General features: G+C 56.2%; 13 protein-coding genes. 11 read left to right on the top strand and 2 right to left on the bottom strand.

Going from position 1 to position 14,166, the window contains the following annotated elements; translation table 11 throughout:
* Positions 1–638: 638 nt before the first annotated feature.
* Entirely contained in the window at positions 639–1,151 is a 513-nt protein-coding gene (locus tag ABJO75_RS16850; RefSeq protein ID WP_348134901.1) for a flavin reductase family protein, read from the top strand.
* Here ABJO75_RS16850 and ABJO75_RS16855 read toward each other — a convergent pair.
* The gene (locus ABJO75_RS16855; protein WP_348134903.1) at positions 1,141–2,175 is read right to left on the bottom strand and encodes an FAD:protein FMN transferase; all 1,035 of its coding nucleotides are present in this window, start codon (positions 2,173–2,175) and stop codon (positions 1,141–1,143) included. The two genes, ABJO75_RS16850 and ABJO75_RS16855, sit on opposite strands and share 11 nt — an antisense overlap.
* Positions 2,176–2,399: 224 nt before the next feature.
* On the opposite strand from ABJO75_RS16855, the gene ABJO75_RS16860 reads away from it, so the two are divergent.
* The 8 genes from ABJO75_RS16860 to nqrM all read left to right on the top strand — a co-directional run bounded on the left by ABJO75_RS16860 (position 2,400) and on the right by nqrM (position 9,161).
* The gene (locus ABJO75_RS16860) at positions 2,400–2,924 is read left to right on the top strand and encodes a CBS domain-containing protein (protein ID WP_348134905.1); all 525 of its coding nucleotides are present in this window, start codon (positions 2,400–2,402) and stop codon (positions 2,922–2,924) included.
* Between the two features lie 121 nt (positions 2,925–3,045).
* Entirely contained in the window at positions 3,046–4,431 is a 1,386-nt protein-coding gene (locus ABJO75_RS16865; RefSeq protein ID WP_348134907.1) for a Na(+)-translocating NADH-quinone reductase subunit A, read from the top strand.
* A gap of 2 nt (positions 4,432–4,433) precedes the next feature.
* Complete coding sequence (locus ABJO75_RS16870; RefSeq protein WP_348134909.1) at positions 4,434–5,642, top strand: NADH:ubiquinone reductase (Na(+)-transporting) subunit B; 1,209 nt, start codon at positions 4,434–4,436, stop codon at positions 5,640–5,642.
* A complete protein-coding gene (locus ABJO75_RS16875) occupies positions 5,635–6,429 on the top strand; it encodes a Na(+)-translocating NADH-quinone reductase subunit C (RefSeq protein WP_348134911.1) in 795 nt (264 codons plus the stop codon). Before ABJO75_RS16870 ends, ABJO75_RS16875 begins: the two co-directional genes overlap by 8 nt.
* Positions 6,422–7,078: an NADH:ubiquinone reductase (Na(+)-transporting) subunit D gene (locus tag ABJO75_RS16880; protein WP_348134912.1), complete on the top strand. Its 657-nt coding sequence runs from the start codon at positions 6,422–6,424 to the stop codon at positions 7,076–7,078. Before ABJO75_RS16875 ends, ABJO75_RS16880 begins: the two co-directional genes overlap by 8 nt.
* A 2-nt stretch (positions 7,079–7,080) precedes the next feature.
* Positions 7,081–7,689: an NADH:ubiquinone reductase (Na(+)-transporting) subunit E gene (gene nqrE, locus ABJO75_RS16885; RefSeq protein ID WP_348134914.1), complete on the top strand. Its 609-nt coding sequence runs from the start codon at positions 7,081–7,083 to the stop codon at positions 7,687–7,689.
* 10 nt (positions 7,690–7,699) lie between these two features.
* On the top strand, positions 7,700–8,926 hold the full coding sequence (nqrF, locus tag ABJO75_RS16890; protein WP_348134916.1) for an NADH:ubiquinone reductase (Na(+)-transporting) subunit F: 1,227 nt from the start codon (positions 7,700–7,702) through the stop codon (positions 8,924–8,926).
* Positions 8,927–8,954: 28 nt separating this feature from the next.
* On the top strand, positions 8,955–9,161 hold the full coding sequence (nqrM, locus tag ABJO75_RS16895) for a (Na+)-NQR maturation NqrM (RefSeq protein ID WP_348134918.1): 207 nt from the start codon (positions 8,955–8,957) through the stop codon (positions 9,159–9,161).
* Positions 9,162–9,272: 111 nt separating this feature from the next.
* Here nqrM and ABJO75_RS16900 read toward each other — a convergent pair whose 3' ends face one another.
* Positions 9,273–9,743, bottom strand: coding sequence for an Lrp/AsnC family transcriptional regulator (locus tag ABJO75_RS16900; RefSeq protein ID WP_348134920.1), 471 nt, complete (start codon positions 9,741–9,743; stop codon positions 9,273–9,275).
* 205 nt (positions 9,744–9,948) lie between these two features.
* On the opposite strand from ABJO75_RS16900, the gene ABJO75_RS16905 reads away from it, so the two are divergent.
* On the top strand, positions 9,949–11,013 hold the full coding sequence (locus ABJO75_RS16905) for a Glu/Leu/Phe/Val dehydrogenase dimerization domain-containing protein (protein WP_348134922.1): 1,065 nt from the start codon (positions 9,949–9,951) through the stop codon (positions 11,011–11,013).
* 709 nt (positions 11,014–11,722) lie between these two features.
* Positions 11,723–13,807, top strand: a complete 2,085-nt coding sequence (locus tag ABJO75_RS16910; protein WP_348134924.1) for a PA14 domain-containing protein — start codon at positions 11,723–11,725, stop codon at positions 13,805–13,807.
* Positions 13,808–14,166: the final 359 nt, after the last annotated feature.

Raw genomic sequence — 14,166 nt, forward strand, 5'->3', positions numbered from 1 at the left:
AGCTGACCAGTAGGCCAGCCCGTTTGGTGATGTTGTCTGAATCAGTCAGGTCGCTTTGGCCTGTTTCAGGGTTTCGCTGGCATCTCCGGAAAGACCATCCAGATGGCTGACAGGCAGGACGCAGACTCCCCTCATTTCGGCCAACGCGTCGTTGCAACCTGCATAGTTCAGGCGGCGATATCTACGCAAGCAGAACTGTTTATGGATATGTTTGGCGGGTTTACCTGTCGTGTGACGACGCTGGCCACGCGGATGCGCAGGACCCTAGATGTGAAGCGCTTTGGCTTTGTGGTTAGGAATTCTGACTACTGTGCGGGAGCGGGCTCGGCGCCGCCACCCCAGTGCTGGAGTATTCTTTATACTGAATGCGCGTGAGATGGAGACTTTGAACGCGCTCTTTGACACGATTGAGAGATGCGAATTGCGAGGATCGCGGTCGCAAATCATGCCTCAATAGCTTCTGAGAGTCTTCAGCATGACGTAATTGTCACCAGTGCGCCGCAATTTTGTGCGTATGCCCTTGATCGTCTAGGCTTCGTGCGAACAAGCTTCAGCGGGCCTCAAGCCCATTCGGGGTTGGCAGTTGGCATCGGATCGTGACAGGTGAACGGAGGCACGGACGGGAGTTGGGTGATACTGTGAGCAAGAGCAAGGATGAGAAGAGCCACTTTGATGAGCCATCGCCGCAACGGATGCGCGAGGCTTTGGGCGGGTTTGCGACGGGCGTAGCGGTGGTAACCTGCGGCACGGTCGGCAAAAATGCCTGCGCGGTTACGATCAACTCTTTCACCTCTGTGTCGCTCGATCCGCCGCTGATCCTGTTCTGTCTCGACAAGTCAGCCTTTCATCTGGACCGTTTTCTTGTCGCTGATAGCTTTGCGGTGAACATCCTGAGCGACTCGCAAATGGAAGTGTCAAATCGTCTTACGCAGGAAGTTGTTGACGGGTTGGAAGACCTGGAGACCGCATCGCTCGTGACAGGTTGTCCGGTGTTTCCGGACGCAATAACCGCGCTGGATTGCCGGCCCGAGCGGGTGATTGAGGCTGGCGATCATCATATCATGATCGGCAGGGTGGTTGCGATTCGGCCGCCGGTTACGGCCGATCCGCTGCTGTTCTTCAGAGGGCGCTATGCCGCGCTTAAGCGCTGAACAGACTCTCAAAGGCCGGCGAAGCGGCGTCGGTGAAGTTGCCATCGCGACCCGAAATCAGGAAGGCGGCAATGTCATTTTCGCGGGCGAAATCCATTGCGTCCTTGGTGCCCATCACCAGCATAGCGGTCGACAAAGCGTCGGCTTGTGTGGTGGTTTTTGCGATCACCGTGGCCGAGGCCAGATCGTGGGTCAGTGGGCGGCCGTTGCGCGGATCAATGATGTGTGCGTAACGCTGGCTGTCCGCCTCAAAGAAGATGCGGTAGTTGCCCGATGACGCAAGGGCATGGCCGGAAAGCCCGACAATGCGCTGAATGTCACGTGCGGCGGGATTTGGCTTTTCGATGCCAAGCCGCCAAGCGCGATCCTCTGGCGAGAGGCCACGGGTGCGGACCTCGCCACCGACTTCGACCAGATAGTGCTCGACACCTTCGGCATCAAGCAACTCGGCCACCTTGTCGACGCCGAAACCCTTGGCGATCCCCGAAAGGTCAAGGCGTGCGGGCGATGTCTTGGCAAGGTCCTGAACTGCAAGAGAAATATTGCGATATCCCAAATCCGTCATCGCAGCCGCGATCTCGGTTTCGGCTGGCACGTCGGCGCGACCACCGTTCGGTCCAAAGCCCCAGAGATCAACCAATGGGCCAACTGTGGGATCGAATGCACCGTCGGTCATCTCTGCCACAGCGAGTGCCGTTTCAACGACCCTGGCTGTATCCGTCGACACCGTACGGCTGCTGCCAGCACGATCGCCATTGAACAGGGACAGTTCAGAGGTCGGACGATATGTCGACATCAGGCTTTCGACACCATCAAGGCTCGCCTGAATGCGTGATGCGAGCGCGTCGCTGTCGAGCGTGCCCGACGCGTGGGCGATCTTGACGTTATAGGTCGTACCCATGGTCTCGCCGCTGACGCTGTGGGCGCCGTCCGCGCTTGTGTCATCACACCCGATCAGGCCGAGAAACGGTATCGTCAGCGCGATGCCGTTTGCGCCGCGGATGAAGTCTCGCCGTGAAAGCATGAGTTCAAGTCTCCAAAGTATTTCATTTCGCGCCCCGCCGCTGTCGGGTGCGGGTCTTTTCTCTTATATTCCCTAAAGCGTCTTGTATGTGGTTTCCAGATACAAAGCGCCTTTTGTCGCACGCCTGGCGTCGGACAGATCAGCGCAAGTCCACCATTCGCTGTGCATTTGAAGTTGTGAATTCTGACGATTTATGCAGTTCTTAACTGGCAAGGAGGACGATCATGGCACCAACATCGTATCAGGGCAGAATGGAAAAAGACGAGAAGGACACTCATACCCACTCGCAGACCCAAGAGTGGAGCACGGGTGTCAACTCTCCGGGGATCAAAGTCGAAGACATTCTGAGTCACAAGGGCGGCGATGTGCACTCGGTCACGCCACACAGCACGGTACGCGAAGCTGTGGGCAAATTGACCCGGATGCGAATCGGCGCGCTGGTGGTGGTCAATTCCGAACTGGAGCCCATCGGTATCGTATCGGAACGCGATATTGTGCACATGATTGATGCAGGTAAAGACATTGATGGTGCAATCGAAACGATAATGACGCCCAATCCGGTGACATGCACGCCAGACTACACCATCGAACAAGTTATGAAGATCATGTCGAATCGCGGTTTCCGCCACATGCCAGTTCAGGAAGATGGTCATCTTGTGGGGTTGGTTTCTGTGCGCGACGTGGTTAAGCACCGGCTCCAAGAAGTCGAATACGAGAACCTCAAGATCAAGCAGGCGATGGTAGGCTGACACAAAACAGGGACGCCTCTTTGTCTCATGTTATTTCGCGGAGCGATTCGCGATAAGGCACGTTAACGGCGCCCAGGACCACGTCCAGGGCTGAATAAGCGGATTGGAAAGCAAGACCGAGATGGCAAGCGCTGCACAAACCTCTGACAGAGGCAGGAATGTTGTTCTCAGCCGCGGATTGGATTTGCCGATCGACGGCGCGCCGCAAGGCGAAGGGATCGAAACGGCGGTGGACGTCGCCGCTTGTGCGGTTGTGGCCGCTGATTTCGTCGGCCTGAAACCAAGGATGCTGGTCGAAGAGGGCGACAAGGTCGCCTTGGGTCAGCCCCTGTTCCAGGACAAGAGATTCGAGGGTGTCGTCTATACGGCACCGGCCGCTGGTCAGGTTCGGGCGATCAACCGGGGTGCCCGACGGGTGCTGCAATCGGTCGTGATCCAGATCGAGAATCGCGACGATGCGATCGAATTCCAGACGGCTACCGGCGACGCACTGGCGGGGCTCAGCCGTGACGACGTGGTCAAGAACCTGCTGGCCTCCGGTCTCTGGACCAGCCTGCGCACCAGACCGTATTCAAAGATTCCTGATCCGGCGACGACCCCTTCGGCCATTTTTGTCACAGCCATTGATACGCGGCCCTTGGCTGGCGATCCGGCTACGGTCACTGCTGCGGCGAGCGAAGATTTTGCCAATGGTGTGGCGATCCTGTCCAAGCTGACCGAGGGCACGACCCATGTCGTCCATCAGACCGGTGCCGAAATGCCCGCTCTGAATGGTGCAAATGTCGCCGTCAGCAGCTTTAGCGGTCCGCATCCAGCGGGACTGGTCGGTACGCATATCCATTTTCTTGACCCGGTTGATGGCAACAAGACGGCTTGGCACATCGGCTATCAGGATGTGATCGCGGTGGGCGAACTGTTCCGCACCGGGCACTTGCCGACAACAAGAGTTGTGGCAATCGCAGGTCCGGCTGCTGCCAATCCGCGTCTGGTGCGCACCCGGCGCGGCGCGTCGCTGGCCGAGCTGGTGCATGGCGAAAGCAATTCCGACGATTTGCGCGTGATCTCGGGCGACGTGCTCAGCGGCATGCATGCACATGGTGCATTCAACTATCTGGGCTCGTTCGACAATCAGATCACGCTGCTGCCTGAAGGTAATCATCGTGACTTCTTTGGCTGGATCATCCCGTCGAGCAAGAAATTCGCCACCGCCAAGGTGCATCTGTCGAGCCTGCTGGGCCTCGACAAGATCAAATTCCACACCAATCTCAACGGATCGCCGCGCGCGATGATCCCGATCGGCCTCTATGAAGACGTCATGCCGATGGACATCCTTGCGACACAGATGCTGCGCGCGATCCTTGTTTCGGACACCGACGTTGCACAGCAGCTTGGGGCGCTTGAACTGGACGAGGAAGATCTCGCGCTCTGTTCCTATGTCTGCATGAGCAAATACGAATACGGTTTGGCCTTGCGGGTCAATCTCGACAAAATCGAAGCGGAAGGCTGACAATGGGTTTGCGCAACATACTCGACTCGATCGAGCCGCATTTCACAAAGGGCGGAAAGTACGAAAAATACTATGCCGTCTATGAAATGTTCGACACGATCTTTTACAGCCCGAAGACTGTGACGAAATACGCGCCGCACGCGCGTGCGGCACTCGATCTGAAACGGGTGATGACCTATGTGGTGATCGCGACCATTCCGGCGATCCTGTTCGGGCTCTACAACACCGGTTTTCAGGCCAACACCGCGCTTGCGAACCTCGGTCAAGAGACCGCAGGCGGATGGCGTGGCTGGGTGCTGGACACCTTCGGGATCGGCTATGATCCGAGCAGCATCCTTGCCTGCTTCTTTCACGGGTTCCTCTATTTCGTCCCGATCTATCTGACGACACTCATCGTGGGTGGGATCGTCGAGGTCACCTTTGCGGTGATCCGCGGGCACGAGGTGAACGAAGGTTTCTTTGTCACCTCGATGCTGTATTCGCTGATCGTACCGGCAACGATACCGCTCTGGCAGGTTGCGGTCGGTATCATATTCGGCGTGGTGATCGGTAAGGAAGTCTTTGGCGGAACAGGGAAAAACTTGCTCAATCCGGCGCTTGTCGGTCGCGCTTTCCTGTATTTTGCCTATCCCGCGCAGATGTCGGGGGACTCGGTTTGGGTGCCGGTCGACGGATACTCTGGTGCGACCGCACTGAGCATCAGCGCAAGCGATGGTTACCAGGCGCTGCCCGCAATCGGGCTTGACTGGTGGACAGCTTTCTGGGGCTTTATGGATGGCTCGATCGGAGAGACATCGGCCTTTGCGATCCTGCTTGGCGGCCTGTTCTTGCTATACACCAAGATCGCCAACTATCGGTTGATGGCCGGCTGTTTGGTCGGCACCATAGCGATGAGCAGCGTCTTTAACCTGATCGGCAGCGACACCAATCCGATGTTCGCGATGCCGTTCTGGTGGCACATCGTCGTCGGCGGTTACATGTTTGGCCTTGTCTTTATGGTGACCGAACCGGTCTCCGGTGCCATGACCAACGCCGGGCGCTGGTGGTACGGCGGTCTGATCGGGGTGATGTGCGTTCTGATCCGGGTGGTGAACCCGGCGTTTCCGGAGGGCATGATGCTCGCGATCCTGTTCGGCAATGTCTTTGCTCCGCTCATCGACAACTTTGTCGTGAGCGCCAACATCCGGCGGAGGGCACGTCGCAATGGCTGAGAACAAGTCGATCTTTTCCAACGATCACCCGTTTAAGATCATCTTCATGGCGGTTGCGTTGTGTCTGGTGGGTTCGGTGCTCGTGTCGGCGGCGGCGATTGGGTTGCGACCTCTTCAGGAGGCGAACGCCAAGCTGTCCAAGCAGACCAACATTCTACAGGTTGCGGGGCTGTATGAGGACGGAACAGACGTCGGTGCTGTTTACGCTGAGCGGATCGAGCCGCGCGTTGTTGATCTTCGCACGGGCGAGTTCACCGATGCCGTTGATCCCGAAATATATGACGAGCGTATTGCCGAGCGCGATCCAGAGTTGAGCGCGCCACTGACGGCCGAAGAGGACCCCGCCCAGATCAAGCAACGAGTTCATTACTCGACCATCTATCTGGTCAAGGATGCGGCGGATGACGGATATGAGACCATCATCTTGCCTGTGCATGGCTATGGCCTCTGGTCGACGCTCTATGGTTTTGTCGCGCTCAAGCCCGATGGCAACGAAGTGGTGGGACTGCAATTCTATCAACATGCGGAAACGCCGGGCTTGGGTGGCGAGGTTGATAACCCGTCCTGGCGCGCGCAGTGGCCAGGCAAGAAGCTCTATGGTGAAGACGGCGAAGTTGCGATCGAGATCGTGAAATCCGGGGCCTCTGGCGCCTTTGAGGTCGACGGACTGGCCGGTGCCACGCTGACCTCGCGGGGCGTGCACAATCTGGTGCGCTACTGGGTTGGCGAGGATGGTTTCGGACCGTTCCTGAAGAACATGACAGAGGAGTTGGCGAACAATGGTTGACCGCAGAAAGCTCATCCTCGACCCGGTTCTCGACAACAACCCGGTGATCCTGCAAACGCTGGGCATCTGTTCGGCACTGGCGGTGACATCCTCGTTGCAGGTCTCGTTGGTGATGTGCGTCGCGCTGACGACAGTGACCGCGTTTTCGAACCTGTTCATTTCGATGATCCGCCACCACATTCCGGGTTCGATCCGGATCATCATCCAGATGGTGATCATTTCCTCGCTTGTGATCGTGGTCGATCAGGTGCTCCGCGCGTTTCTGCCGGATATTGCCAAGACACTGTCGGTATTTGTGGGCCTGATCATCACCAACTGTATCGTGATGGGGCGGGCCGAGGCCTATGCCATGGCCAATCCGCCATTGCCGAGCTTCCTTGACGGTATCGGCAACGGGCTGGGGTACAGCGCCATTCTGATCGGCGTCGCGGTGATCCGCGAGCTGTTCGGAGCCGGCAAGCTGATGGGTATCGAGATCCTGCCTACCGTTTCGAATGGTGGCTGGTATGTTCCCAATGGCCTGCTCTTGCTGCCGCCTTCGGCTTTCTTCATCATCGGCGGGTTCATCTGGATCCTGCGCAGCTGGAAGTCCGATCAGCGGGAACGTGTTGAAAACGTCATTCTCGACGTACAGGTGAGTGAGCACTGATCATGGAAGCCCTGCTAAGCCTCTTTATCAAGTCCATATTCATCGAGAATATGGCGCTGTCCTTCTTCCTCGGCATGTGTACCTTCCTTGCCGTTTCCAAGAAGATCACCACCGCCTTTGGACTTGGTGTTGCCGTGGTACTGGTGCAATCGATCACCATTCCGGCCAACAACCTGATCCTGAACCTGTTTCTGAAACCCGGCGCAATGTCGTGGCTGGGCTTTGACGAAACCGATCTGATGTTCTTGGGACTGATCAGCTATATCGGCGTCATTGCCGCCATGGTGCAGATCCTCGAGATGCTGCTCGATAAGTTCTTTCCGGCGCTCTACAACGCGCTTGGTGTGTTCCTGCCCCTGATCACCGTGAACTGCGCCATCTTGGGTGGTTCGCTGTTCATGGTCGAGCGTGACTATGACTTTGCGGAAAGCGTGGTTTACGGCATCGGGTCCGGGACCGGCTGGGCCTTGGCGATCGTTGCCCTCGCCGGGCTTCGGGAAAAGATGAAATACTCTGACGTGCCGGCCGGCCTACGCGGCTTGGGGATCACGTTCATCACCGCTGGCCTGATGGCCATGGCATTCATGTCGTTCTCCGGCGTCCAACTCTGAGGATCAACTAATGACCGACTTCTTCCTCGGCGTCGCGCTCTTTACCACCATCATTCTTGCGCTGGTGGGGATCATCCTCGCCGCCCGTTCGGTGCTGGTGTCTTCGGGCGCGGTAAATATCGAGATCAACGGCGAAAAGACAATTTCCGTTCCGGCCGGTGGCAAGCTGTTGAGCGCGCTGGCGGGCGAGAACCTTTTTGTCCCTTCTGCCTGCGGCGGTGGCGGCACCTGTGCGCAATGCCGGGTGCAGGTGGAGGAGGGCGGTGGCTCGATCCTGCCGACTGAACTCAGCCACATCACCAAGCGCGAGGCGCGCGAGGGTGATCGTCTGTCTTGTCAGGTGGCGGTCAAGCAGGACATGAAGATCCGAATCCCTGACGAGGTGTTCGGCGTCAAGAAGTGGAAGTGCAAAGTCCGCTCGAACGACAATGTCGCGACCTTTATCAAGAACCTCGTTCTGGAACTGCCCGAAGGCGAGAATGTTGATTTCCGCGCCGGTGGCTATATCCAGATCGAATGCCCGCCCTATGAGATCGGCTTCAAGGATTTCGACGTTGCCGAGGAATACCGCGAAGACTGGGACAAGTTTGCCCTTTGGGACATTCACGCAAGCAACAAAGAGCCTGTGGAACGTGCCTATTCGATGGCGAACTACCCGGAGGAACGCGGATTGATCATGCTGAATGTGCGGATCGCGACGCCACCACCGGGTGCAGACCCTTCCAAGATCCCCGCTGGCAAGATGTCGAGCTACATCTTCAACCTCAAGCCGGGCGATGAGGTCACGATCTCCGGGCCGTATGGCGAGTTCTTCGCCCGTGAAACCGACAAGGAAATGGTCTTTGTAGGCGGCGGTGCGGGCATGGCGCCGATGCGGAGTCACATCTTTGACCAGCTGAAGCGTCTGAGTACGGATCGCAAGATTACCTTCTGGTACGGTGCGCGGTCCAAACGCGAGATGTTCTTTGTCGAGGATTTCGACCAGCTTGCCGCCGAGAACCCAAACTTTGCCTGGCATGTTGCGCTGTCGGATCCGATGCCAGACGATGATTGGGATGGCTATACCGGCTTCATACACAACGTGCTGTATGAACAATACCTCAAAGACCATCCGTCGCCCGAAGAGTGCGAATACTACATGTGTGGTCCGCCGATCATGAACTCGTCGGTCATCAACATGCTGGTTGATATGGGTGTAGAGCGCGAAGATATCATGCTGGACGACTTCGGCGGCTAAACCGCCGGAGGCCAACAGGAGAGAAACCATGGAAACCATGTTCGTAGCATTCGGCGTCTTTCTGATGGTGGTTGTCGGGATGGCCGTGGGTGTCATCTTTCAGGGCAAGCGCATCACCGGAAGCTGTGGTGGGCTTGGTGCGATCGACGGCGTCGATCAGTGCGGAGTTTGCGGGCGCAACTTTGATGATGTCGATGTGGACGCCTGTGACGGGGTTCCAAAGCTCAGGGCCTGACCGGGTCGAATGGCCGGGCGAACGGCACAGAAATTGGCGTTCGTGGACTCAGAACATCTGTACAACGACTAAAACCAAACAGGGCGCTTTGCTTGGTAGGTCGTTCCCAAATTAACTCGGGTCAGGGACAAAGCCCGCTTCGTTCTTGAAGCACTTCAATGAGAATGAAGATCGGGAATTGCGTATTCCCGTGATGCGATAGAGCTTCTTGTTCAGAAACGTCTCAAATCCGCGCGTCCCATTGACGGCCACCTTGATAAAGCAATCGAACTCGCCGGAGGTCAGGTGAACCTCCAGTACTTCGGGAATTTTGCTGAGTTCTTCGCAAAGCTCCGAGATGCGGGATACCTGTTCGCGGGTGGCGGAAATCTCGACCAGAACAATATCGGAATAGCCTAGTAATGCGTGGTTTATGACTGCGTTGTACCCCGTGATGTACCCGTCACGTTGTAAACGCTGCACCCGCTGCCAACATTGGCTGGTCGACAGCGCCACGATTTCGGATAGACGTGTGTTTGGCATGTTGCCTTCGTGCTGAAGCGTACGAAGGATTCGGATATCTGTTGCGTCTAGGGATTTCACAAACTTTCTTTCGAAAAATTACCGTAGTTCGAACACAGATTCTGAGTTCGGTGTGAATTACACTAAATTCAAACATTCATTCTGGCAATGTTCGGGTAAAATGCCGCCGCATCCGATCAAAAGTTTCAATGGGGCCAGTCAACATCTGAGAATGGCGATGCTCCCCCCCAGACCCAAATCGTCCTTGCCATATGAGGGGCTCGACATGAACCAAGCCGTCACCAAACCCACATTGTCCATTCGTGACCTAAAGCCGCGTGAAGGATATGCACGGCTGATCGAAGCCAAAGACGAGAAAACCGGGCTGCATGCCCTTGTTTCGATTCACTCGCTGAGCCGCGGGCCTGCAGCGGGCGGATGCCGGATGTTTAATTATGGCAGAATCGAAGATGCGATCTATGATGTCGAGCGTCTCTCGCGTGGCATGACCTATAAGAACGCAGCAGCCGAACTGCCGCTTGGTGGCGGCAAATCGGTGATCATTGGTGACCCAAAAACCCAGAAGACACCGGAACTCATGCGTGCTTTCGGTGCCTTCATCGATCATCTTGCCGGCGATTACTATACCGCCGAGGATGTCGGAGTGTCTCCGCAGGATATGGCCAACGTCGCTGAAACGACCCGTTTTGTGGCGGGTCTGGATGGTGGGGAGTTTGCCAGCGGTGATCCTTCGCCCGTCACTGCACGGGGGGTATTCCTGTGTCTCAAACAAACTTTGAAACACGGTTTGGGAACGGAAGATCTGACAGGCAAGACAATTGCCATTCAGGGATTGGGTCACGTCGGTATGAGCCTCGCCGGGATGCTGCACGAAGCAGGTGCCTCGCTGATTGTCAGCGACATCAACGAAGAGGCTGTGCTTACTGCTAAAGCAGAATTTGGGGCCAAAGTGGTTTCTCCGGATGAAATTCTGTACCAGGACGCGGATGTATTCGCTCCTTGTGCGATGGGCGGGGTGTTGACCGCTGAGGCCATCGAGGCTCTGAAGGTCCGCTTTGTCGTTGGGGCCGCCAACAACCAATTGGCGGATGACAGCTGTGGTCAGAGGCTGCAGGACAAGGGCATCCTCTATGCGCCCGATTATATCGTTAACGGTGGTGGCATCGTGAACGTCGCGATGGAAATCCTGAAGATCTCCGACCCGACCTACCGCGAAAGCCGCATCTCGGGACTGGCGACGACATTGGAGCAGGTCTTTGTCCGTGCCGAAGAAACCGGCGAGCCTCCGCATCTGGTTGCGGACCGATTGATCGAGCGCCGCTTGGCCTGACGGCGCTCTGTTCGGTGATCACCAGTTCAGGGGCTATCAATACATGTCGGCTCGGGGCCCTGCTGTTGGGCTGTTCGGCCGACACCAAGGCCATTTGGCGACCGATGCCGAAATTCCATGTCTGCCTGTGTAGTTGGGGGCCTTGGAAAGATGCGAAGTGTCAACTGCGATGCGCTTTTGTCTTGGGAGTATGTTTTGGTCGAAACCCGAACGAGAAAGGGAACTGGGGCAGGGCGTCCTGCGGTCCTGATTCGGGTTTCACAAACTTCCGGTCTGCTCGTTTGACGAGATCATCGAAGTTTCAGCTAAAAGCATGTGATTTTGATTCGCCAATCAATCGTTGGCTTTACTCAATAAAATCCCTAATTGAACGAGGACATTTTAGGTCCCGTTGGGATTGAAACTCGCCTTGCATAACTTGACCAATCTGGCGGCGTTTCGCTAAGACTTGGCTACTTTCCGCCGAATTATCGATTTTAACACTTCGTTAATGGAGAGAAGCTTAAGAATGCTCTAGCTGAACTCCTGTTGAAGACAGGAACATAGTTCCATACGAACTGTGCTTGTTCAGAATTTTGATCTGTTCGGAATATCCGCATCAGGTCGTTTTATTTAGAGGTTCAGTCGGCATAGTTTTGCGCGGTGGTTTCATGATTGAAGCCCCGTCAACCGGCTGGACCTGAAGACGCAACTGGAGGCCTAAACGCCAATGGCTATCACATCTGATTTTGCGGCCGAGTTCTGGTCGCTCGATTCGTCGGTGTCCGATCTCAGTCAGATCAACTTTGACGCGACGCCTGACGCGATCGAGGCGGTCGCATCAATAAACAACTACGGGTCAAACGGTAGCTTCTGGGCCGGGGGGCAGGCGGATGACTTTGCGGCGCGATATACCACGACGCTTACAATAGCCGAGGCGGGAAGCTACAGCTTTTTCCTGAATTCGGATGACGGTTCGAGCCTGACGATAGACGGCCAATCGGCCATCGACAATGATGGCCTTCATGGTCCGACTGAACAGTCGGTAACACTGAACCTGAGCGCCGGTACCCATTCCATCGAGGTTCTCTACTTTGAGGCATACGGAGCCGCGACTCTTGCTTTGGATTGGTCCGGTCCCGATACGGGTGATGCGCGCCAGAACCTGTCTGGTGACATGCTCAGCACCGATTTGGACGATCTTAGCGGAAGCACGGGAACCGGTGGGGATACAGGAACTGGTGGTGACGGGAGCACAGGGGGCGAAGCGGTCTCAGGCTATGACGACAGCGTACGCATGTTCATTTTCGGTCACAGCCTGATCAACCATACCTACAGTGACTCCAATGTTCCAATCTGGATGGATGCTTTGGCCGACTCGGCTGGGCACGAATTCGTCGTGGACGGTCAGTTCCAGTTCCTCGATGATTTCGTCAACGGAATGCCGCAGAACCTGGATACGCAGTGGCAGTTCGATGGTGTGCAAAGCGCCGAGGACCCAGGCGGTTGGTCCTTTGCATCTGCGGATTATGATTCCGTCATGATCACGGTCGCCAACTTTATCCAGTGGCAGCCGCCCGATGATTATGGACCCGGCAACCCGACAGCTGTTGAAATGACACTCGAGACCATTGACTGGGTCCATGCTCAGGAACCGGGCATCACGATTTACATCTACGAAAACTGGCCGGATATGGACAGCTACGGCTACCCTCCGTCCGCCGAGCAGTTTGATGCCTATAACACCTACGCGCAGACCGATTTTCACGATTGGTGGGTGGACTACTATGAAATTTTGTCCGAGGCGCGCCCTGATTACGATATCAGGCTGATCCCGGTTGGTCCTGCGATTGCAAAACTGCTGAGCATGCCGCCGTTCGATCAGATCCCGGTGACGGAACTCTACGAAGATGACGCGCCGCATGGCGAACCAACCATCTATTTCCTGGCGAGTATTGTCACATACATGGCAACATATGGTGAGAAACCGCCATCCGATTTCGCACGTCCAGGTGAGCTTAACAGCACTATCGTTGAGAACTACGACCAGATCGTCGATTTCCTGTGGGACGAAGTAACCATCGGAGAGTTCGCCGAGGGCCCCGTGCCGGGTGCTGACGACGGTGCCGTTGGCGCCGGCAACATTGTCGGTACGCCAGGCGACGATACCTTATACGCGACGGCCGCGGCGGACCACATAATCGGCGGCGATGGCGTTGACACCGCTGACTACAGCAACTCGACAAGCGGGGTGACGGTAAAGCTTTGGGACAGCGAAGGTTCTCGTGGCGACGCAGATTCCGACAGCTATAGCGGGATCGAGAATGTCGTAGGTTCAGGGTATCGTGACATCTTGGTCGGCGGCTTGGATACGAGCAATGTGCTCGATGGTCTGGGCGGCAATGATTACCTACGTGGGCGAACCGGTGACGACACTCTGATTGGTGGCGTAGGTGACGACGAACTTATCGGGAATACTGGCAACGATACGTTGGATGGCGGTTTGGGGAATGACATCCTGAGCGGCGACGCAGGCTTTGACACGTTGAACGGTGGCGCCGGCGCTGACATTCTGAACGGTGGCGCGGGCGCTGACAGTTTCGTTTTCCAAGCCGGTGATGGTCTCGACACCATTGGTGATTTTACCGATGGTCAAGACGGGCTGACCTTTCAAGGCGGTCTGGCCTATGGGGATTTGGATCGTGAACAGGTTGGTGACGATGTCTTGGTCACTTACGGTGACGGTGATCAGATCCTCATCGAGAACGTCTTGCGCTCTCAGATCACAGCTGATGATATGACGTTCCTGGTATAATTCAGCAGATACGAGACAAATCGATATTGGAGGGTTGCGTCCACGCTTGGACGCAACCCTTTTTTATGCGCAGGACGCCGGGTGTGTGGTTTCGAAGAATCCAACGCCCTCACGTCTTGGCCATTGATCTGCAAGCGCATGAATTGAGAGCTGAGCCGTAGCTCAGCCAATCAGGTGCCCAAGCTGCACAGTCGCTGCCACCCAGCTTCGACAGTCATGCACGATCCTTTTGCTTCTCCTTCTACGTCTTCGTTTTTTCGGTCGTGGTGTCTTGGTATGATTCTTGGGGATGATTGTTGGCGAGTCGGGTGTTGTGAGTCGTGATTGTTTTGGTGTGATTGGGTGTGTCTTGGGGGTAA

Source organism: Sedimentitalea sp. (assembly GCF_039973035.1).
Classification (GTDB): Bacteria; Pseudomonadota; Alphaproteobacteria; order Rhodobacterales; family Rhodobacteraceae; genus Sedimentitalea.

What these genes read in the sequence shown, in the direction of transcription:
- ABJO75_RS16855 (WP_348134903.1), bottom strand. Translation starts at nt 2,175, where the DNA reads ATGCTTTCACGGCGAGACTTCATCCGCGGCGCAAACGGCATCGCGCTG.
- ABJO75_RS16860 (WP_348134905.1), top strand. Translation starts at nt 2,400, where the DNA reads ATGGCACCAACATCGTATCAGGGCAGAATGGAAAAAGACGAGAAGGAC.
- ABJO75_RS16865 (WP_348134907.1), top strand. Translation starts at nt 3,046, where the DNA reads ATGGCAAGCGCTGCACAAACCTCTGACAGAGGCAGGAATGTTGTTCTC.
- ABJO75_RS16870 (WP_348134909.1), top strand. Translation starts at nt 4,434, where the DNA reads ATGGGTTTGCGCAACATACTCGACTCGATCGAGCCGCATTTCACAAAG.
- ABJO75_RS16875 (WP_348134911.1), top strand. Translation starts at nt 5,635, where the DNA reads ATGGCTGAGAACAAGTCGATCTTTTCCAACGATCACCCGTTTAAGATC.
- ABJO75_RS16880 (WP_348134912.1), top strand. Translation starts at nt 6,422, where the DNA reads ATGGTTGACCGCAGAAAGCTCATCCTCGACCCGGTTCTCGACAACAAC.
- nqrE (WP_348134914.1), top strand. Translation starts at nt 7,081, where the DNA reads ATGGAAGCCCTGCTAAGCCTCTTTATCAAGTCCATATTCATCGAGAAT.
- nqrF (WP_348134916.1), top strand. Translation starts at nt 7,700, where the DNA reads ATGACCGACTTCTTCCTCGGCGTCGCGCTCTTTACCACCATCATTCTT.
- nqrM (WP_348134918.1), top strand. Translation starts at nt 8,955, where the DNA reads ATGGAAACCATGTTCGTAGCATTCGGCGTCTTTCTGATGGTGGTTGTC.
- ABJO75_RS16905 (WP_348134922.1), top strand. Translation starts at nt 9,949, where the DNA reads ATGAACCAAGCCGTCACCAAACCCACATTGTCCATTCGTGACCTAAAG.
- ABJO75_RS16910 (WP_348134924.1), top strand. Translation starts at nt 11,723, where the DNA reads ATGGCTATCACATCTGATTTTGCGGCCGAGTTCTGGTCGCTCGATTCG.